General features: G+C 65.9%; 22 protein-coding genes. 7 read left to right on the top strand and 15 right to left on the bottom strand.

The genetic code is table 11. The features are described 5' to 3' along the window. Positions 1-80 precede the first annotated feature (80 nt). The gene (locus tag ACODR8_RS15780) at positions 81-1,109 is read right to left on the bottom strand and encodes a polyprenyl synthetase family protein (protein ID WP_489008154.1); all 1,029 of its coding nucleotides are present in this window, start codon (positions 1,107-1,109) and stop codon (positions 81-83) included. Between the two features lie 103 nt (positions 1,110-1,212). Between ACODR8_RS15780 and ACODR8_RS15775 the strand changes: the two genes are divergently transcribed. After that, entirely contained in the window at positions 1,213-1,491 is a 279-nt protein-coding gene (locus tag ACODR8_RS15775) for a chorismate mutase (protein WP_294130710.1), read from the top strand. Here the strand turns inward: ACODR8_RS15775 and ACODR8_RS15770 are convergent. The 4 genes from ACODR8_RS15770 to ACODR8_RS15755 form a co-directional block, all read right to left on the bottom strand. Further along, a complete protein-coding gene (locus ACODR8_RS15770) occupies positions 1,488-2,381 on the bottom strand; it encodes a DMT family transporter (RefSeq protein WP_489008153.1) in 894 nt (297 codons plus the stop codon). The genes ACODR8_RS15775 and ACODR8_RS15770 overlap by 4 nt on opposite strands. Before the next feature lie 188 nt (positions 2,382-2,569). Further along, positions 2,570-3,217 carry a heme exporter protein CcmB gene (locus tag ACODR8_RS15765; RefSeq protein ID WP_489008152.1) on the bottom strand — a complete coding sequence of 216 codons (648 nt, stop codon included), beginning with the start codon at positions 3,215-3,217 and terminating at the stop codon, positions 2,570-2,572. Beyond that, complete coding sequence (ccmA, locus tag ACODR8_RS15760) at positions 3,214-3,843, bottom strand: heme ABC exporter ATP-binding protein CcmA (RefSeq protein ID WP_489008151.1); 630 nt, start codon at positions 3,841-3,843, stop codon at positions 3,214-3,216. The genes ACODR8_RS15765 and ccmA overlap by 4 nt, the downstream gene beginning before the upstream one ends. Further along, positions 3,840-4,289 (bottom strand): metallopeptidase family protein, encoded by a 450-nt coding sequence (locus tag ACODR8_RS15755; protein WP_489008150.1) that lies wholly within the window; start codon positions 4,287-4,289, stop codon positions 3,840-3,842. Before ACODR8_RS15755 ends, ccmA begins: the two co-directional genes overlap by 4 nt. Between ACODR8_RS15755 and ACODR8_RS15750 the strand changes: the two genes are divergently transcribed. After that, on the top strand, positions 4,288-4,575 hold the full coding sequence (locus tag ACODR8_RS15750) for a 4a-hydroxytetrahydrobiopterin dehydratase (protein ID WP_489008149.1): 288 nt from the start codon (positions 4,288-4,290) through the stop codon (positions 4,573-4,575). The two genes, ACODR8_RS15755 and ACODR8_RS15750, sit on opposite strands and share 2 nt — an antisense overlap. A 120-nt stretch (positions 4,576-4,695) precedes the next feature. On the opposite strand, the gene ACODR8_RS15745 is transcribed toward ACODR8_RS15750, so the two are convergent. The 3 genes from ACODR8_RS15745 to ACODR8_RS15735 are packed head-to-tail and all read right to left on the bottom strand — an operon-like array spanning position 4,696 to position 8,267. Next, complete coding sequence (locus ACODR8_RS15745) at positions 4,696-5,166, bottom strand: hypothetical protein (protein WP_489008148.1); 471 nt, start codon at positions 5,164-5,166, stop codon at positions 4,696-4,698. Positions 5,167-5,195: 29 nt separating this feature from the next. After that, on the bottom strand, positions 5,196-7,529 hold the full coding sequence (locus ACODR8_RS15740) for a patatin-like protein (protein WP_489008147.1): 2,334 nt from the start codon (positions 7,527-7,529) through the stop codon (positions 5,196-5,198). A gap of 42 nt (positions 7,530-7,571) precedes the next feature. Further along, a complete protein-coding gene (locus tag ACODR8_RS15735) occupies positions 7,572-8,267 on the bottom strand; it encodes an endonuclease/exonuclease/phosphatase family protein (RefSeq protein ID WP_489008146.1) in 696 nt (231 codons plus the stop codon). A gap of 89 nt (positions 8,268-8,356) precedes the next feature. On the opposite strand from ACODR8_RS15735, the gene radA reads away from it, so the two are divergent. Together radA and ACODR8_RS15725 are read left to right on the top strand one after the other, a co-directional pair. Continuing rightward, positions 8,357-9,724, top strand: a complete 1,368-nt coding sequence (radA, locus tag ACODR8_RS15730) for a DNA repair protein RadA (RefSeq protein ID WP_489008145.1) — start codon at positions 8,357-8,359, stop codon at positions 9,722-9,724. Positions 9,725-9,735: 11 nt separating this feature from the next. Continuing rightward, entirely contained in the window at positions 9,736-10,248 is a 513-nt protein-coding gene (locus ACODR8_RS15725; protein WP_489008144.1) for a CvpA family protein, read from the top strand. A gap of 105 nt (positions 10,249-10,353) precedes the next feature. On the opposite strand, the gene ACODR8_RS15720 is transcribed toward ACODR8_RS15725, so the two are convergent. The 3 genes from ACODR8_RS15720 to obgE all read right to left on the bottom strand — a co-directional run bounded on the left by ACODR8_RS15720 (position 10,354) and on the right by obgE (position 13,597). Further along, positions 10,354-11,250 carry an NAD-dependent epimerase/dehydratase family protein gene (locus tag ACODR8_RS15720; protein WP_489008143.1) on the bottom strand — a complete coding sequence of 299 codons (897 nt, stop codon included), beginning with the start codon at positions 11,248-11,250 and terminating at the stop codon, positions 10,354-10,356. 22 nt (positions 11,251-11,272) lie between these two features. Next, entirely contained in the window at positions 11,273-12,400 is a 1,128-nt protein-coding gene (gene proB, locus ACODR8_RS15715) for a glutamate 5-kinase (RefSeq protein WP_489008142.1), read from the bottom strand. Between the two features lie 96 nt (positions 12,401-12,496). Next, entirely contained in the window at positions 12,497-13,597 is a 1,101-nt protein-coding gene (gene obgE, locus ACODR8_RS15710; RefSeq protein ID WP_489008141.1) for a GTPase ObgE, read from the bottom strand. Between the two features lie 160 nt (positions 13,598-13,757). Here obgE and ACODR8_RS15705 point away from each other — a divergent pair, with 160 nt between their 5' ends. After that, a complete protein-coding gene (locus tag ACODR8_RS15705) occupies positions 13,758-14,327 on the top strand; it encodes a GNAT family N-acetyltransferase (RefSeq protein ID WP_489008140.1) in 570 nt (189 codons plus the stop codon). Positions 14,328-14,409: 82 nt separating this feature from the next. On the opposite strand, the gene ACODR8_RS15700 is transcribed toward ACODR8_RS15705, so the two are convergent. From ACODR8_RS15700 to rplU, 3 genes are all read right to left on the bottom strand, one after another. Further along, a complete protein-coding gene (locus tag ACODR8_RS15700) occupies positions 14,410-14,985 on the bottom strand; it encodes a GNAT family N-acetyltransferase (protein WP_489008139.1) in 576 nt (191 codons plus the stop codon). A 271-nt stretch (positions 14,986-15,256) separates the two neighbouring features. Beyond that, positions 15,257-15,526, bottom strand: a complete 270-nt coding sequence (rpmA, locus tag ACODR8_RS15695; RefSeq protein WP_017183119.1) for a 50S ribosomal protein L27 — start codon at positions 15,524-15,526, stop codon at positions 15,257-15,259. A gap of 32 nt (positions 15,527-15,558) precedes the next feature. Beyond that, complete coding sequence (gene rplU / locus ACODR8_RS15690) at positions 15,559-15,924, bottom strand: 50S ribosomal protein L21 (protein ID WP_489008138.1); 366 nt, start codon at positions 15,922-15,924, stop codon at positions 15,559-15,561. 189 nt (positions 15,925-16,113) lie between these two features. On the opposite strand from rplU, the gene ACODR8_RS15685 reads away from it, so the two are divergent. Both ACODR8_RS15685 and ybaL read left to right on the top strand, forming a co-directional pair. After that, the gene (locus tag ACODR8_RS15685) at positions 16,114-16,506 is read left to right on the top strand and encodes a hypothetical protein (protein ID WP_489008137.1); all 393 of its coding nucleotides are present in this window, start codon (positions 16,114-16,116) and stop codon (positions 16,504-16,506) included. A 54-nt stretch (positions 16,507-16,560) separates the two neighbouring features. Further along, entirely contained in the window at positions 16,561-18,198 is a 1,638-nt protein-coding gene (ybaL, locus tag ACODR8_RS15680; protein WP_489008136.1) for a YbaL family putative K(+) efflux transporter, read from the top strand. Here the strand turns inward: ybaL and ACODR8_RS15675 are convergent. After that, complete coding sequence (locus ACODR8_RS15675) at positions 18,195-19,733, bottom strand: cryptochrome/photolyase family protein (protein WP_489008135.1); 1,539 nt, start codon at positions 19,731-19,733, stop codon at positions 18,195-18,197. The genes ybaL and ACODR8_RS15675 overlap by 4 nt on opposite strands. Between the last annotated feature and the right edge of the window lie 89 nt (positions 19,734-19,822).

Here is a 19,822-nt window from a genome sequence, read left to right as displayed (position 1 = left end):
TTGTACTTTCTAAGAACGACCCTTCGACGAGCTTAGGGCGAACGGCGTTTATTGGTCAGACGAAACGCGAACCCAAATCCTCAATAAGCGCGGATCGTTGCGAATTCGACCGCTTCGGTCAGCGCGGCCTTCGCCTTGCCATTGTCGAACATGCCGAGCGCGTCGATTGCGCGCTGGCCGTAATGGCGGGCGCGGGCAAGCGTGTCGGCGATCGCGCCGGTGCGGCGCAGCAGGCCGGTGGCGTGGGCCAGATCATCGTCGCCAATCTTGTGGCCGGCAATCGCGGCCTTCCAGAAAGCGCGATCCTCGTCGCTGCCACGGGCGTAAGCGAGGATGACGGGCAGCGTCACCTTGCCATCGCGGAAATCGTCGCCCGCGTCCTTGCCCATGGTCGCGCCGTCCGATTCATAATCGATCGCATCGTCGATCAGCTGGAAGGCGATGCCCAGATTGCGGCCATAGACGTCGAGCGCCTGTTCCTCCCGCTCGTCCCGGTCGGCGACCACGGCGGAGATGCGGCAGGCGGCGGCGAAGAGCGCGGCGGTCTTGGCGCCGATTATGTCGAGATACTGGTCCTCGCTGGTGTCGATCTTGCGCTGGGCGGTCAGCTGGTTGACTTCGCCCTCCGCGATGACAGCCGACGCATTGGCCAGGATTTTGAGGACTTTGAGAGACTCCGCCTCGACCATCAGCTCGAACGAGCGGGAGAAGAGGAAGTCGCCGACCAGCACGCTGGCGCTGTTGCCCCAGATGATGTTGGCGGTCTTGCGGCCCCGGCGCAGGCCGGAGCCATCGACGACATCGTCATGCAGCAGCGTTGCGGTGTGGATGAATTCGACCGCGGCGGCCAGCTTGTAATGGCGCGACCCGGCATAGCCGACCAGATCGGCGCAGGCCAATGTCAGCATCGGCCGCAGCCTCTTGCCGCCGCCCGCGATCAGATGGCCTGCCAGTTCGGGGATCAGCGGGATGCGCGACTGCATCCGGTCCAGAATCACGGCATTGACCTGGTTCATGCCGTCGGCGACCAGGTTCATGATGGGGGCCAGCGACGGCGCGCTTTTGGCGCGGCCGATGGGGTGGACGTTACCGGGGGCGGGTGCTGTCATGACCTGCGTCCCTTGGCGGGGCAAAATGCAGATGGCAAGCGGGAATAGCTTGCCTGTAAGGCCATATGGCGCAAAAAGCGCGCCGACTGAGCGGAGGATAGACGTGACCGACACATTGCAGCGCTATCGCGAGAGCATCGACAATATCGACGCGGCGCTGGTGTTCATGCTGGCCGAACGGTTCAAGATAACCCAGGCGGTGGGCGAATATAAGGCGACCCATGCGCTGCCCCCGGCCGATCCGGGGCGGGAGGAGCGGCAGGTCGCCCGGCTGCGCCAGCTGGCGCTGGACGCCAATCTGGACCCGGACTTCACCGAGAAATTCCTGCGCTTCATCATCGACGAAGTGATCCGCCACCATGAAAGGCTGCGGGAGGGTTAGGCCGGTTCGGTCAGGTCGGCTTTTTTCGCCGGGGCCGATCGACCGAGCAATACCCCGCCCAGCGCCAGCGCAAAGCCGATCAGCTGCACCGGGCCGAGCCGTTCGCCAAAGAGCAGCCAGGCCTCGATCGCGGCGAGCGGGGGGACGAGCAGCAGCAGCATCGACATAGCGGTCGGACCCTGATGCCGTACTAGCCAGACCAGCAGGCTGAGGCCCGCCGCTGACAGGCCAAAAACCGACCAGCCTAGCGCTGCCCAGAGCAACGGATCATTGTCCCAGCGCCATTCGCCCACGATCAGCGTGGCGATGATGGCGACCAGTGCGCCGCCGATATTCTGGACGCCGCCGGACACCAGAATCGGATCATCCGCCAGTCCGCCGCGCTGGATCAGCGTGCCGCCGGTCATGGCGATGATCGCGACGATGCCCGCTATGGCCAGCACCACGGTGATGGAGCCGGTGCCGGTGCGCATGATGGCGGGCTGCAGGACGCAGGTGACGCCGATGATCGCGATGGCCAGCCCCGCCCAGGTCCGGCGCGGCAGCCGGTCGCCGAGCAGGGCGACGCTGGCGACCGCGACCATCAACGGCTGGAGCGACCCCAGCAGCGACATGACGCCTGCGGGCATTCCCCGGCTGACCGCCCACCAGCTGACCGTCAGATAGACGCCATGGAGCATCGCCCCTGCGGCCAGATGCAGGCCCAGGCGGCGACCAGTGGGGAAGGACTGCCGCGCGTAGAGCGCCGCGCCGCACAGCAGCAGCGCGACCAGCGTCATGCGGATCGCCAGCACCAGTTCGGGCGCGCCATGCGGCACCACCGCGCGGGCGACGATGAAGCCGGTGGACCAGATCAGGACGAACAGGGCGGAAGCGGCAAAAGCAAGCATGGCCGCGGCTTTGGCGCAGGCGCAGCGCGATGTCGAGTAGCGGAAGGGATAGGGAGGCTAGCCCCTGAAGCGAATCTCTTTCCCCGTTCGGGCTGAGCCTGTCGAAGCCCCGTCTTTCCTTGCGAGAAGAAGTACAGCCCTTCGACAGGCTCAGGGCGAACGGAGTTTGGGTTGCAGTGTGCCGGAGCTTACTCCCGCCCCGCCCGTATTGCAGCCCCACCAGCAAAAGGCGTGATCGCGACCAGCAGCAACGAAGCAGCAGCGAGGAATTTGAGTGCTGCGCCGCTGCCATCACCCAGCGTGCCTGCGCCAAAGATCAGCAGCGGCACGGCCAGCGGCAGGGCCAGCAACCCGGCCAGCGCGCCGCTCGATCGCAGGCCCGCGGTCAGCGTCGCGACCAGCAGGCCGAGCGCGGCCAGCGCCGGGGTTCCCACCAGCAGGCCGGCCTCCAGCATCCAGATCGTGCCGCCATCCAGCTTGAGCAACGCGGCGGCGGGCAGGGTGGCGAGCATCAGGGGCGGGCCAAAGCCCAGCCAATGGGCGATCAGCCGGGCCAGCACGACCATTTCATCGCTTATGCCGCGCAGCGCGATCTGGTCCAGCACGCCCGCGTCGCGATCCGGCGCGATCAGACGGTCGACCGGCAACAGGCTGGCGAGCAGCGCGGCGATCCACAGCATCCCGCCACCGGTGCGGCGCAGCAGCGTGAGATCCGGCCCGACGGCAAAGGGATAGAGACTGGCGACCAGCAGCAGGAAGGCGACCGGCAACCATAGGCCCGACGACCGCCAGGCTGCACCCAGATCGCGTGAGGCGAGCAGCCATAGCATCCTCATGCGTCCCACTCCCCCGGATAGAGAAGATGGGGCGGGTCGGGCAGATGGTCGGTTAGCGAGAGGGTGACCGGTGCGCCGAGCGGGAGCGGCTGGTGCGAGGCGGTGACGACGATACCGCCAGCTGCCAGATGCGCGGCGACGGCTGCGCCCAGCAGATCAAGCGAGGCAGTGTCGAGGCCATTGCCCGGCTCGTCCAGCAGCCAGATCGGCGCGCCGCTGGCGATCACCCGCGCCAGCATCGCCCGCTTGCGCTGCCCGGTCGAAAGCATCCGCACCGGTACATCGGCCAGCGGCGCAAGCGCCATTGCGTCCAGCGCTGCTGCGACCGCGCCGTTCGCACTGTCGTCCAGTCGCGCCCAGAAATCGAGCGCGCGGGCGAGCGGCAATTCGCTGTCGAGCGCCAGCCGCTCATCGGCCAGCGCGACCGCGCCAGTGCGCTTGATCGTGCCGGAAAAGGCGGGGAGCAGCCCGGCGCATAGCCGCAACAGGCTGGACTTGCCAACGCCATTAGGTCCGGTCAGCGATGCGCTGGCGCCCGCATTCAGTGTCAGGCTGACGCCGCGAAACAGCATCCGGCCGCCGCGCAGGCAGGCGACATCGGACAGATGCAGTTCCGCGTCGCTCATTGCGCGACCATATCCTCCAGCACATGCATGTCGAGGTCGGACAGGCCGAAATGATGGCCGATTTCATGCACGACGACATGGGTGATCAGCGCGTCCAGCGGCACCCCGGTTTCGACCCATTCGTCTAGCAAAGGGCGGCGGAACAAATGGACGGTGGGCGGCGCGTCCCCGGTCTGCGCCTCCTGCCCGACGGGGCGACCGGTATAGAGGCCGGTCAGGCCGAACGGGTCGTCAATCTCCATCTCTTTCAGGACTTGTGCGTCGGCAAATTCCTCCACGAACAGGACGACATTGTGGAGATGGTCGGTGAAAGGGGCGGGCAGGCGGCTGAGCGCTTCGAGCGCCAGCGCCTCAATATCCTGCGCGGTGGGAGCTAAGCGGGGCGGTTGACCGTTGTGCGACATGGCTGCCACATAGGCGAAACTATTTTCAGAGGATAGGGACATGATCGAGAAGCTGAGCGATGAGGCGCGCGCGCTGGCGCTGGCGAACCTGCCCGAATGGACGGTCGTGGCCGACCCGGACGGCATATCGCGCCGCTTCACCTTCCCCGATTTCGTCGCGGCGTTCGGCTTTATGACGCGGGTGGCGATATTGGCGGAGAAAGCGGACCATCATCCTGAGTGGAGCAATGTTTATAACCGGGTGGACATGGTTTTGACGACCCATGACGCAGGTGGGTTATCGCAACGGGACATTGACCTGGCGCATCAGGTGGAGGGGTTGTTGTAATAGCTGCAACGTTCGGGCTGAGCGAAGTCGAAGCCTTCCGCTGAGCGAAGCGAAGCTGCTTCGCCTGCGGCTCAGCAGAGCCCTTCGACTTCGCTCAGGGCGAACGGGTGAAGGGAGTCCCTACTCTTCCTCCCGCCCCTCGATGCGGTCCTCATAGCCGTGCAGCGCGGCGGTGACGGCGGGGTCGGTGGCGTAGCGGCGGCGGAGCATGGCCAGGGTCGCGTCGGACCCGTGGCACAGTTCCGCGACATTTTCCTCGATATAGGCGCGGCGTTCCGCGTCATAGGGTTCCTCGCCCCGGAAATGGTCGCAACTGTCGCGCGCGACCATGAACTGGGTCACTTCGCGCGGGAAAGGGTCTGCGCTGGCGGCGACGTCGGACGGGGGCAGGTCGAGCGAATGCCAGGGCGCGGGTTGGGCGCGGACAGTGACCACGGGACCGGCTTTGGGCGTCGGACTGACCACCGGTTCGGGCTGCGGCTCTACGGGCGCGGGGGTAGCGACCATGGCTGCGGGTTTGGCTGGGCTGGCGTCGGCCTGCGCAACCTGTGGCGACGAATCCCCACAGCCCGCGACGAGCGCCAGCATCATGCCTATCGGAACCAGCCTTAACCGCCTGCTCACCCGATTTCCTCCCGCAAGCTGGCGATCAGGTCCGCGACATGGGGTAGCCGCGACTCTTCTTCGTCCAGGATCGCCAGAAAAGCCGCCCGCCTATAGTCGCGCAGCGCGTCGGGGGAAAGGCGGCTTGCGGCGGGCATGGCCGAAATCACGATGTCCAGCAGCCGCTCGACCCCGTGCAGGCGGCCCCACAAATAATCATTCTCCCGATAGACCCTGCTAAAGAAAGCCCCGAAATTATTGAATTCTATGCCTTTGAGTGTGGCGGCCGCGCCGCCGGGCCGGATCGCGGAGCAATCTTCGGGCGAAATCCGGTCGACCTTCACCGGATCATATTCGTCCATAGTGTCACCCTGAAGCAACGGTAGGGTGGCGATGTCGTAGAAGGGAAAGCCCAGATAGGCGAGCAGCATGGACCGGCGGCCGCCCTTGGGCAGGGCGGCAAAGGCTTCGGCCAGGATCAGGTCCGCGCCATCGTCCCGCGCCCGCAGGTCACGGTCCTGCGCCACCGCCTCCAGCGCGGCGGCGGCGTCGCCCGGCACGTTGCGCGCGGCGGCCAGCACGGCGACCCCGTGAAAATCGCTTTCCTCACACGCGGCATAGAGGGCCAGCGCGCGGTAGATCGCGTCATGCATGGCCAGCACGGCCTCATCCTCCGCCGCGCCGTCGCTTTCCAGCGTATCGGCCAGATGCCGCGCCAGAAAGCGCAGGCGACGGATGCGGAAAGCCAGATCGTGAGTGCGGAAGAAGGTAACGGGCGCTGAGCCTGACCCGCCGCTCTCGTCCAGCTGGTCTGCGCCATCCTTGCGCACCTGCGCCCAGATCGCGGTGCGGTAGGTTTCGCGCAGCATCCGACTGTCCTCCCCCGACAGGCGGAACAAGAGGGTCGCGAGCGATTCGACGATGCCCGACAGTTTCAGATGACCATAGGCCGGGAAGGCAAAGCCCGCCGAACTGGCCGCGCGCTGCTGCGCCTTGGCGCGCCAGGCGGACAGGCGGGCAGGGGTCGGGCGGTCGAGGAACAGCATCCCGCCGATCGCCCCTTCCACCTCCGCCTCGATCCCGGGGCGCAGCGCGTTCAGGATGCGGCGCATCCGGCGGATACGCGCGGAATGGCGATCGATCGCCTCCAGATTGTCGCGGATCGGCTGTTCGCGCGGAATGTCGCTCAAAGCGCCGAAGATGGTGCGAAAGAAGCCGGGCAGCGGCGCATCCTCGCCGGTCGGCACCGCGACCTGATCACCATGGCGGTTCAACTGGATGGTGCGATGGCCGGGCTTGGGGTCGATATAGACGAAGCGCCGGTCAACCTCCCGCCGGGACGGGCGATTGCGCAGCGCGCCGATCGCCTGGGCAAAGGGCGCGTTGGCCAGCACTGATCCGTCGATCAGCACCGCGTCCTCCGCCGTACCCCGCGCCCAGTGCCGGGGCAAAGCGCGGGCCAGGAAGGCATCGCGCGTCGGCCAGTTGCGATGGCGGCGCTTGAGCACCCGGTCCAGTTCTCGCACGGTGAAGGGCGGGAAAGCGCCGGGGAAGCTGGCGGTGGCGCGCGCGGCGAACACCAGTTCGGCGGTATCGGCGAAATCGCGTGCGGCCCGACCGCGCGCCCGGAAGCCGATCGACAGGCGATGCTCGGTCTCGATCACCTGGGGCGGGCTATTGAGGGTCAGGCTTTGCGGATGGCCTTCAAAATCGGTGACGGTCACGAACAGGTCGAGCGGATGGCCGTCGGGCAGCAGCACGGGGCCGCGTTCGCTGGCGGCCATTGCGTCGAATGCGTCGAGGATCAGGGTGGTGAAAATCTCCCCGCCAAAGGGCGGCTCGAACCAGCGCGAGCGGATGAAGCGGGAGAGTTTCATCCGCACTTCCTCGCGCGTGTCGGGCGCGACGGTGCGCTCTACCGCGTCGCCCGGGCGCCGCGCTGCCATCCAGACGAGCGGCGTTGCCCAGAATTTGGTCAGCGCACGGGCGGGGCGGGCGTCGGGGTCGAGCAAGCTGTCGACATCGGCATTGTCGAGCCACAGGTCGGTCAGCGGTTCGAGCGACTGGCCGGTCTCGATCGCCTGTGCCAGAAAAATGCCGTTGATCCCGCCTGCACTGGCCCCGGCAATAATGTCGGGCAGCACGCGCAGTCGCACCCCGCTGGCCGCCTCCATGTCCGCCAGCAGCTTGTGATAGATGGCCTCGCTGCCCGTGGTCGGCGGCAGGCCATCGTGAAAGGCGCGACTGGCGCGCGCCAATCGCCACACCTCCTTGGTGATGCCATGCATGTAGATCGCCAGGCTGATGCCGCCATAGCAGACCAGACCGAGCCTAAGTTCCCTCTCCTTCATGGCCTGAACGTCGCAGAGCGCGCGCGGCTTGTCGAGGGGCTGTCAGGCGCGGAAATCGGCCCAGATCGGCAGATGGTCGGACGCCTTGCGCGAGGATGCGCTGTCATGGACGCCGCAGTCGGTCAGCGTCAGGCGCGCGCAGTGCATGATCCGGTCGAGCCGCGCCACCGGACGGCGCGCATGGAAGCTGCGGCCGCACGGCGCGAAACTATAATGATGGGCAAAGTCGGCCAGGCAGCCGCGATTGGCGCTCCATTCGTTGAGGTCGCCCATCAGCACGGTCGGCATCGCCGCGCCCTGTGCCGCCGCGTGGATCACCGCCGCCGCCTGCCGCCGTCGCCACAGGCCCGACAGGTCCAGATGCATCCCGAACACGCGCAGCGACAGGCCGTTCAGCGTCACCTCCGCCATGGTCGCGCCGCGCGGTTCCAGATAGGGCAGGTGCAGCACATCGCTGAGGTCGATCTGCGCGGCCTTGCGCACCAGCAACGCATTGCCGTGCCAGCCCATCGAATCGACCTGAACATTGAGCGGCACCGGCTTATAATCACTCAGTCGTTCCATCAGCGCCGGCGGGATCGCGGCCGATCGCACGCCAAAGCGCCGGTCAGCCTCCTGCAGGGCGATGATGTCCGCATTCACCTCTCCCAGCACCTCCAGCACCCGTTCGGGCATCCGCCGCCGATCGGTGCCGATGGCCTTGCGGATATTGTAACTGGCAACGCGGATTGTTCTCATCGCCGCTTCAATGCCTGAGCCGTGGCGATGTTTCCAGTGCATCGCGGGATGTTCTTGCAATGTTCGCGCTTGGTCGGCATATCTTCGCCATGGCCAAGGCAAAGCGCAAATTCGTCTGTCAGCAATGCGGCACCGTGGCGGCGCGGTGGCAGGGGCAGTGTGAGGATTGCGGCGAGTGGAACAGCATTGTCGAGGAAGCGCCGGAAACCGCCTTTTCCGCGCGGCATGACCTTCACGCTGGCGGGCGGGCGATCACGCTCGTTGGCCTGGACAGCAAGATCGAGCTGCCGCCGCGCACCAGCACCGGCATTGCCGAGTTCGACCGGGCGCTGGGCGGCGGGATCGTCGCGGGATCGGCGACGCTGATCGGCGGCGATCCGGGTATCGGCAAATCGACCTTGTTGTTGCAGGCGGCGGCACGGGTCGCGGCGCGCGGGCTTTCGGTGGTCTATATCAGTGGCGAGGAAGCGACCGATCAGGTGCGGTTGCGCGCGCAGCGGCTGGGGCTAGGCAGCGCGCCCGTCATGTTGGCGAGCGCCACGTCGGTGCGCGACATTTTGACCACGCTGGGGGAGGGGGAGCCGCCCGCCCTGCTCATCATCGATTCGATCCAGACGATGCATAGCGACCTGATCGAGGGGGCGCCCGGCACGGTCAGCCAGGTGCGCGCCTCGTCACAGGAACTGATCCGCTTCGCCAAGCAGCGCAACACCGCGCTGGTGCTGGTCGGCCATGTGACCAAGGATGGCAGCATCGCCGGGCCGCGCGTGTTGGAGCATATGGTCGATACGGTGTTGGCGTTCGAGGGCGAGCGCAGTCACCAATATCGCATCCTGCGCGCGATCAAGAACCGTTTTGGCGGCACGGACGAGATTGGCGTGTTCGCGATGGTGGCGGAGGGACTCGAGGAAGTCTCCAACCCGTCCGCCTTGTTCCTGACCCATCGCGACGAAAGCGTGACCGGTGCGACGGTGTTTCCGGCGCTGGAAGGGACGCGGCCGGTGCTGGTGGAGATACAGGCGCTGGTCGTGCGTCTGTCGAGCGGGGCGACGCCGCGCCGGGCGGTGGTGGGCTGGGACAGCGGGCGGCTGGCGATGGTGCTGGCGGTGCTGGAATCGCGCTGTGGTCTCAGTTTCTCGACCTGCGAAGTCTATCTGAACGTCGCGGGCGGTTATCGCCTGTCGGACCCTGCGGCTGACCTTGCGGTTGCCGCGGCTTTGGTGTCGGCCCTGTCGGAAAAGCCGGTGCCTGCCGATGTCGTGCTGTTCGGCGAAATCGCGCTGTCGAGCGAAATCCGGCCCGTCGCCCATGCGCCGCTGCGGCTGCGCGAATCGGCCAAGCTGGGGTTCAACCGCGCCTTCATCCCGGCGGCCGCCGCCGACGGGGTGAAGGGGATTGCGGTTAATGGTTTCCGCACGTTGGCCCAACTGGTTGACCAGATGCTGGGCAGGGGATAGCCACGCTGGCGATGAACGCCGTCGATATTCTCGTCCTGCTCGCCATTGGCGGTTGCGCTGTTTTGGGCCTACTGCGCGGTTTCGTGCTGGAAACCCTCTCGCTGATGGCCTGGGTGCTGGCGATCTTCGCCATCCGCCTGTTCCATGCGTCGGCGACCGATTTGCTGAGCGCCTTTGTCGGCACGAAGAGCGGCGCAGCGGTGCTGGCGCTGGTGCTGGTGTTCGGCGTGACCTTTGCAGCGGGCAAGCTGGTCGCCCACGCTATCGGTCGCCGCACGCGCCAGTCGGTGCTGGGTCCGGTCGATCGTGTGCTGGGCGGCGGCTTTGGTGCGGTCAAGGGACTGATCGGCGCGACGCTCATCTTTCTCGCTTTCAGCCTGGTCTATGACACCATGTATGGCAGCGGCGCGCGCCGTCCCGACTGGCTGTCCGACGCGCGGACCTTCCCGCTGCTCAATGCCAGTGGGCAAGCGATCAGCGAATTTCTGGCGGAACAGCGGGCGAAGAAGGTGGTGGCTGAGTAGTATGCTTGGTCATTCCCGCGCAGGCGGGAATCCATCTCCCAGCCTTGCGTCCGGTGCTACGGCCGGAGATGGATCCCCGCCTTCGCGGGGATGACGGCGTGATTTTTACACCCAACCCTTCGCCCGATACGCCTCCGCTGTCGCCTTCAATCCCGCCTCGGTCGGGACCTGCGGCATCCATAATTGTTTCGGCACATGCGCGCCGGTCGCGGCGACCCAGTCGGGGTGGCAGAAATAGTCGACCCGGTCGGGTGTCAATTTCGCGCCCTTGCCCCGGATCATCCGGTCGGTGCGCGCGGCGACGCCCAGCAGCCAGGCCGGTGTCGCCAGCGTCCGCACGGCGCGGCCCATGGCCCGGCCAATCGCGGCGCCGAAATCCTTATGATCCCATCCGCCGACCGTGCCGTCATCCGCCTCATAGATGTGGGTCAGGCTGATCTCCCGCTCACCGGCCAGCGTCAGCAGCAGCCGGGCCAGATCGCCGACCTCGATTACCGAAAGCCGTCCGCCCGGCGGCAGCATCATGATGCCGCGCTTGGCCATGCGGAACAGTTCGAGCATTTCCCGGTCGTTCGGCCCGTAAATGGCGGGCGGGCGCACGATCGTCCAGTCCAGCCCGCTGGCTTTCACATGGCGTTCGGCCAATGCCTTCGACCAGCCATAATCGGACAGGTCCGGTTCGCGAGCGGCCAGCGACGACACATGCACCAGCCGTCGCACACCTCGTTTGCGCATCGCGTCGATCACCGCAATCGTGCCGCGCGCATTGCCCGCCTCGAACGCATCGCGATCGGGCGCATTCACCACGCCCGCTATATGCACGACGACATCGGCGTCGCGCACCAGCGTATCGAGACTCGCCGCATCGTCCAGCGATCCCGGCACCCATTTCAGCCGCGCGCGCGGCGGCTGCGCCTTGCGGGTCAGCGCGGTGACATGATGCCCCGCCGCCAGCGCCTGATCCAACGTCTCCGCGCCGACGAAACCCGTCGCGCCGGTCATAGCCATCCGCAATGCCATGGCGTCAAACCATCGCCATATGGTCGCGATGGACGAGGACGGAGCGGGGCAGGTGGCCCAGCAGCGTGGCGATATCCTCGCTGCGCTTGCCCGCGATCCGCGCCGCTTCCTCGCTGTCATATTCGGACAGGCCGCGCGCGATCACCCGGCCATCGGGTGTCACGATATCCACCACATCGCCGCGCGCAAACACGCCCTCCACGCTGGCGACCCCGGCGGGCAGCAGGCTGTTGCCCTTGCCCAGCGCCCGTTCCGCGCCTGCGTCCACGATGATCCGCCCGCGCACGGTCAGCCGCCCGGCCAGCCAGCCCTTGCGCGCGCGTTTGACGGGTGCGGCCAGGAAGATCGACCCCTTGCCACCACCCGCCCAGTGCGACAGTGGCGCATCGACCTTGCCCGAAATGATGGCCAGATGCGCGCCCGCGCCCGTCGCGATCTTCGCCGCTTCGATCTTCGACGTCATACCGCCCGATCCCATGCCGGACGCCGAGCCACCGTCGGCCATGGCGGCGATTCGCGCATCGATGCGCTCTATTGTTTCGATCAGCATGGCGTCCGCATCGACGTGCGGGTTGGCGGTGTAAAGCCCGTCCACGTCCGACAGCAGGACAACTGCGTCAGCCCGTGCCGCCTGTCCGATACGCGCCGCCAGCCGATCATTATCGCCAAAGCGGATTTCGGCAGTGGCGACGCTGTCATTCTCGTTCACCACCGGCACGACGCCCAGCGCCATCAGCCGTTCGAGCGTAGCGGACGCATTGAGATAGCGGCGGCGATTTTCCAGATCATCGAGTGTCACCAGCATTTGTGCTGCGACAATGCCCTGTTCGTCGAGCAGGCTGGCCCAGCATTGCGACAAAGCGATCTGCCCGGTCGCGGCGGCTGCTTGCGCATCCTCCAGGCTGCCGCGCCCGCCCTTGGGCAGTTTCAGCCGCCGCGCGCCCAGCGCGATCGCGCCCGACGACACGATGATGACCTGCTGCCCCGCGGCCTTGCGCGCCGCGACATCGGCCACCAGCGTCCGCAACCAGTCCACCCGCACCTGCCCGGCCGGATCGACCAGCAGGGCAGAGCCGATCTTGATCACCAGACGGCGGATGAGGGCGGGGGGAAAGCCGGCAAGGGGGGGCATGGGATTAAAACAACATCCGTTCGGTTCGAGCTTGTCGAGAACTATGCGCGCCGTTCTCGACAAGCTCGAACCGAACGGGGGTGGGCGGGTTGACGCCTAGAGCGGCGACCATGGGCGTTCGCCTTCTTCGTCCGCGTCGCCTTCCGGCTTCGCATCGTCCAGCGCTTGGCCCACGATCGGCAGGATTGCGTCGAGCAGCGCTTCCACGCCCTCGCCGGTCCCGGCGGAGATGATGAACACATCCTCCACGCCTTCCTCGCGCAGCTGGTCGGCAATATCCTCCATCAGCTCCGGGCCGAGCAGGTCGCCCTTGTTGAGCGCGACGATCTGCGGCTTTTCGTCCAATCCTTCGCCATAAGCGGACAGTTCGTCCTGCACGATGTGGAAGGCCTCTACCGGATCGTCCCCGGTCGCGTCGATCAGATGGAGCAGCACGCGGCAGCGTTCGATATGGCCCAGGAACCGGTCGCCAATCCCCACGCCTTCGGCCGCGCCCGCGATCAGGCCCGGAATATCCGCCAGCACGAATTCGCGCTGCTTGTGCAGCACAACGCCCAGTTGCGGCTTGGTGGTGGTGAAGGCATAGGCGCCGACCTTCGCCTTGGTATTGGTGACCTGGTTGATCAGCGTCGATTTGCCCGCATTGGGCATCCCGACCAGCCCGACGTCGGCCAGCAGTTTCAGCCGCAGCCACACCCACATTTCCTGGCCGGGCCAGCCCGTGCCATGCTGGCGCGGCGCGCGGTTGGTGCTCGTCTTGTAGGACATGTTGCCCCGCCCGCCATCGCCGCCGCGCAGGAAGGTGACGCGCTGCCCCACCTCGGTGAAGTCGGCCAGCACGTCCTGATCCTCATAATCGGGAATGCCGTCCTCATCCTCGCTACCCTCGATCGGCTTGGGATCGGACAATATCTGGGTGCCGACCGGCACCTTGATGACCAGATCCTTGCCGCCTGCGCCATAGCGATTCTTGCCCATGCCCGGCGTGCCGCGCTGTGCCTTGAAATGCTGGGTGTAGCGGAAGTCGATCAGGGTATTGAGACCCTGCACCGCTTCAAAGATGATGTCGCCGCCCTTGCCGCCATTGCCGCCGTCCGGGCCGCCATATTCCTCATATTTTTCACGCCGGAAACTGACCGCACCGGGGCCGCCCCAGCCGGATTTGATGAAGATTTTTGCTTGATCGAGAAAATGCATGGGGCGCCCATAGAGCATTCTGAAGTCGGCTGGAACAGTCGACGGCCCGCAGAATGCGGAAAACATAAAATAGCGCCTTATGGCGCGAAATTAAACCTTTGCGCGCGACGATAAACGCGCGCGGCTTGACGGAGGGCGGACGACAGCCTTTGATCGCAGCATGATGACCGCACCGCTGCTCCATACCGACCGCCTGATCCTGCGCCCGCACGTGCTTGCGGACTATTCCGCCTGCTGCGCGCTATGGAGCGATGTGGAGGTCGTCCGCCATATCGGCGGATCGCCGCAGGACGCGCAGGCGGTGTGGTTTCGTCTGCTGCGCTATGCGGGCATGTGGTCGCTGTTGGGCTATGGCATGTGGGTGATGGAGGATCGCGCGACCGGCGCGATGATCGGCGAGGCGGGCTTGCTGAGCGCCGCGCGTGGCCTGCCGGAGTTGGACGGTGTGCCGGAGGCGGGCTGGGTATTGGGACCGCAGGCCTGGGGCCGGGGGCTGGCGACCGAAGCTATGGAGGCGGTGCTGGGCTGGGCCGACGCGCATCTGGAGGCGGATGCAATCCGCTGCATCATCGAGCCGGACAATGGCGCGTCGATCAGGGTGGCGGAGAAGCTGGGCTTTACAGCATTGGGCGACGCGGTGCTGGGGGGTAAGGTGATTAGAGTGTTTGACCGGCGGCCACTCCTCCCCGGCACGGGGAGGGGGACCGGCGCAGCCGGTGGAGGGGGCTAGCCGTCTGACACAAGTCTCGCGTCCAGACGCCCTCCGCCTCCGTCACGCCTTCGGCGCGCCACCTCCCCGCGAGCGGGGAGGATCAAGCCGCCATAGCGGGCAGGGCGTCGGCGTACAGATCCATCGCCGGATCATCGCCTTGCCGAGCCACAGCGCCTTCCTCGAACATCAAACACGGCGCAGTGCCGCCGCGGGCGGGGCTGAAGCGCGGTTCGACGCGGCCATTATGGCGAAAGCCGAGCTTGCGCAGGACATTGCCCGACGCGCCATTGTCGGCGAAATGCGCGGCGCGGATGTCGCCCACGCCGTTGGCGCGCGCCATGCGCAGCACTGCTTGGGCGGCTTCGGTCGCGAAACCCAGACCCCAATAGGGGCGGGCGATCCAATAGCCCAGTTCATGGCCGCCATCTTCGGCGCGCGTGACGCCGCAGCCGCCGACCAGACGCGGCGCGCCATGGGTGCGGGTGAAGGCGAGCAGGCTGGGCTGGCGCACATCCTGCGGTCGGGCCAGAAATTCCTGTGCGTCCGCCAAGCCATAGGGGCTGGGCGCGCGGGTCAGGTTGCGCAGGACCGCCGGGTCGCCAATGGCCTGGGCCAGGGCAGGGGCATCCTCCATCCAGCCCGGACGCAGGAGCAGGCGGGGGGTACGGGCGAACATTCTCGTCTCTCCTCTTTGTCTGCGCCGATAGCCGCCAATGATGACGGCTTGACGACGGCGTGGCTTCTGGACTGGCCCCGCCCGCATGACGCGCGGGAAGAGCTTTAGTTCCAGGGACTTGAGGGAAAGTGGAGGGGAGACCCATAGCAACGAAAAAGGGGCGCTCCTTGTGGAAGGAGCGCCCCTTTTTCCCTCGAAAACCGACAGCGCCTAGTGGCCCTGTCGGGAGGATCGCCCCTTTGCGGAGGGACGATCCGTCATCGATCATCCGTTATTCGGCGGCCTGCGCCACAGCGTCGACCGACACATATTTGCGGCCTTGCTTGCCCGCATGGAACACCACGCGGCCTTCGCCCAGCGCGAACAGCGTGTGGTCCTTGCCCATGCCGACGTTACGGCCGGGATAGACGCGGGTGCCGCGCTGGCGAATGATGATGTTGCCGCCGATCACTTCCTGACCGCCGAACTTCTTGACGCCAAGGCGCTTCGATTCCGAATCACGACCGTTGCGCGACGAACCGCCAGCTTTCTTATGTGCCATTGTCTAAACTCCTAATTCTAGTCGCGAAGCGATCAGGCTTCAGCAGCGGCAGGCGCCGCGTCATCGGTCTTGGCAGCGGCCTTCTTGACCTTCTTCTCTTCGCTGCCGATCGACACGATCCGCAGGATCGTGTGACGCTGACGGTGGCCGTTCTTGCGGCGATAATTGTGGCGGCGGCGCTTCTTGAAAACGATGACCTTCTCGCCCTTCGCCTGCGCGATGATCTCGGCTGCGACGGTCAGACCGGCCACATCCTTCAGGTCGCCGCCTTCACCGGCCAGCAGGACGTCGTCCAGCGTGATCTTGTCACCGGCCTCACCGGCCATTTTCTCGACGACGATCTTGTCTCCGGCGGCGACGCGATATTGCTTGCCGCCTGTGCGCACGATAGCGAACATGGCTTGTCTCTTCTCGTTCAAATCTGCTTTACGCAAATCACCAAAGACATGAAGCCTTAGCCGACCCGCGCGGGAATGTGGCCCGGTAGTGGAATGACTCGGACCTGTCAACCACGATGGGCCGGTTCATGGGGTGGTTTTCCACCTGCCTTGCCCTATCTATAGCAGGATAAAGGAATAGTGGCACGCATGAAGCGCATCGGAGCAGACAGCAAAGGATTTGCGGGCCAGCGCCTGCCGGTCATCGCTGCCCTGTGGATGCTGATTGCTATCGTCTTGCTCTCCGCCCTCGCGCCGCTTGGGCCGCCGCTTAGCCGGGTCGCAGGGTCCGCCTTCAATCCCGCGACGAGCGATGTGGTCATCAAGGCGCGCGCGCCGCTGGCCCCGCAAACAGTGCAGGCACCGCGGTTGGACGGCGATGGTCCCTCGGCTGTTCACTTGCTGCTGGCAGTTGTGGCAGCCTCTTTACTCATCGTCTGGCGGCTATGCTCCGTCCCGGCATTTTCTCTCTCAGCGGTGACAGCCAGATCCGGCGTCCACTCCGGCACAAGGCACGCGCGCGCACCCCCTGCCTGTTCCTGACGAATCGACTCCGGCCCCTGTGCGCGGGCCTTCGTTCGGAACAAGGATTTGCCTATGCCCCATCACACGCCCCTGATCGGCACGATCGTTGCCGGTCTTGTCGTCGCCTTCATCATGGGGGCGATCGCGCATCGCCTCAAACTGTCGCCGCTCGTCGGCTATCTCGTCGCCGGGATCATGGTCGGTCCCTTCACCCCCGGTTTTGTGGCCGATGCCAGCCTGGCCAACGAACTGGCCGAAATCGGCGTCATCCTGCTGATGTTCGGGGTGGGGCTGCATTTCTCGCTAAAAGACCTGCTCTCGGTCAAACATATCGCCATCCCCGGCGCACTGGTGCAGATCGCGGTCGCGACCGGCCTTGGCATGGCGCTGGCGCATGTCATGGGCTGGCCGCTGATGGGGGGCATCGTCTTTGGCCTTGCCTTGTCGGTCGCCAGCACCGTCGTGCTGCTGCGCGCCTTGCAGGGCGCTGATCTGGTCGAAACCCGGCGGGGCCGAATCGCGGTCGGCTGGCTGATCGTCGAGGATCTGGTGATGGTCCTCGCGCTCGTTCTGCTGCCAGCCCTCGCCGCCGTCATCAACGACGCCGATTCCGGCGCCGGGGTGGGCGCACTCATCGCGCCTCTGGTCGGCACCCTGCTCAAGGTCGCGGGCTTCGTCGCGCTGATGCTGGTCGTCGGGCGGCGGGTGATCCCCTGGGCGCTGCACTGGGTCGTCCACACCGGATCGCGCGAGCTGTTCCGCCTCGCCGTCCTCGCCATCGCGCTGGGTGTCGCGTTCGGCGCAGCCTATGCGTTCGACGTGTCGTTCGCGCTGGGCGCTTTCTTCGCCGGCATGATCCTGGGCGAAACCCCTTTGAGCCGCCGCGCCACCGAAGAAACGCTCCCCCTGCGCGATGCCTTTGCGGTGCTGTTCTTCGTGTCGGTGGGGATGTTGTTCAACCCGGCGGTGCTGGTGCAGCAGCCGCTGCCGTTGCTGGCCACCGTCGCGATCATCATCGTCGGCAAATCGATTGCCGCCTACGCCATCGTCCGCCTGTTCGGCAAGCCCGGCGACACCGCCATGACTATCGCGGTCAGCCTGGCGCAGATCGGCGAATTTTCCTTCATCCTCGCCACGCTGGGGACAGGCCTTGGCGTGCTGCCTGCCGACGCGCGCGACCTGATCCTGGCGGGCGCGATCGTCTCGATCTTCCTCAACCCTATCCTCTTCTCTCTCGCCGTGCGCGGCCGCAAGCAGGAGGAAGTCGATGCCGAAGCCGCCCGTATCGCCGCCGCGCGCCCGGCGATGGGCCATGTCGTGCTGGTCGGCTATGGCCGCGTCGGCAAGCTGATCGCCACCCGCCTGACCCAGCGCGCCGTCCCCTTCGTCGTGATCGAGGGCGACGCGGAGAAAGCCGAGGACGCGCAAGCCGCCGGACTGTCCGTCGTCCGAGGCAATGCGCTGGAGGACCGCCACCTCATAAAAGCGGGAGTGAAGGAGGCGCATCACCTGCTGATCGCCGTGCCGGAGGGCTTTGAGGGCGGCGCGATCCACGAACATGCGATCCGCCTGAACCCCAATCTCGCCGTCATCGCCCGCGCCCATAGCGACGCGGAGGTCGATTATCTGGAGAAACTCGGCGTCCCCCATGTGGTGATGGGCGAACGGGAACTGGCGGGCCGTATGCTCAGCCTGTGCGGCGCGGCCTAGTCGAGCGTATCCAGAAACCGCGCGGCCTGATCCCTGATCGCCGCGCGGTCCTCCTCCGCTATTCTTCCCCAGTTGCGGTAGGGCATGGCCAGCCGCACATTGCCGCCCAACAGCTTTTCGTTGCGGGCCAAAAAATCCCAGTAGAGCGCGTTGAACGGGCAGGCATTCTCGCCCACACGCTGCTTCACATCATAGCGGCAGGATTGGCAATGGTCCGACATCCGGTTGATATAAGCGCCGCTCGCCGCATAGGGTTTGGACCCCAGCAGGCCGCCATCGGCAAATTGGCTCATCCCCAGCGTATTGGGCAGCTCGACCCATTCATAGGCGTCGGCATAGACTTCCAGATACCAGATATGCACGGCGTGCGGGTCGATGCCCGCCAGCAGCGCGAAATTGCCGGTGATCATCAGCCGCTGGATATGATGGGCGTAGGCATGGTCGATGGTCTGGCCGATCGCCTGGGCCATGCAGTGCATGTCCGTGTCACCCGTCCAGTAAAAGCCGGGCAGGGGCCGCGTCGCCCCCAGCGCGTTGCGCCGCGCATAGTCCGGTCCCTCATGCCAATAGATACCGCGCACATATTCGCGCCAGCCGATGATCTGGCGGATAAAACTCTCCGCCGCGTTAAGCGGCACCTTGCCGGCCCGATAGCGCGCCTCGACCGCGCGGCAGAGCGCCAGCGGATCGAGCAGCCCGGCATTGAGATAGGGCGACAGGACCGAGTGCCACAGGAACGGCTCGTCCGTCAGCATTGCGTCCTGATAGTCGCCAAAGTGGGGCAGCGCCTCGTCCAGAAAGCGGCGTTGCTGGCGCAGCGCATCCTCATGCGTCACCGCGAAATGGAAATGGTCGAGGCTGCCGATATGGTCCGCAAAGCGATCCGCCACCAGCGCCAACACATCCTGCGTGATGGCGTCGGGCCGGAAGCGAATCGGCTGCGGCATCAGCAGGTCGCGCCGGGGCGGGGGCTTGCGGTTGTCCGCGTCATAATTCCATTCGCCGCCCTCCGGCTTGCCCGCATCGGTCATCAACAGCCCGGTCTTGCGCCGCATGTCGCGATAGAAAAACTCCATCCGCAACTGCTTGCGCGCCGCCGCCCAAGTGTCGAACTCCGCGTGGGAACAGAGGAAACGGTCATCCTCATAGATCGTCACCGGCAGGCCAAAGCGCAGCTCCCAGCTGTCGAGCATCGCGCGCACCCGCCATTCACCCGCCTCGGTCACATGAATCGCGGCGGGCCGGTGCCGCTCGATGGCGCGGGCAACCTCGCCAGTGAAGCTGCCGCAATTGGCCGGATCGTCCAGCGTCACATAATCGACCGTCCAGCCCAGCGCCCGCAGCCGTTCGGCATGGTGGCGCATGGCCGACAGGATGAAGGCGATCTTCGCCTTGTGGTGGCGGACATAGCGGGTCTCATCCGCCACCTCCATCATCAGCACGATGCTGCGCGCCTTGTCCGCATCCCGCAGCGCGGCGATGTCGGGCGTCAGCTGGTCGCCCAGCAAGGGAATGAGAAAGGGGCCGTCGGTCATGCTTTATAGCAATGACCGACGGCCCCTTTGGCTCCTAGAGCGTGATGGGATTGTACTGAATCGAAGGGGGATTCCCAAAGTTCTGGAAA

This window comes from Sphingobium sp. FG58 (assembly GCF_057809055.1).
Note: the sequence above shows the minus strand (reverse complement) of the source record. Positions and strands in the feature narration are given on the sequence as shown.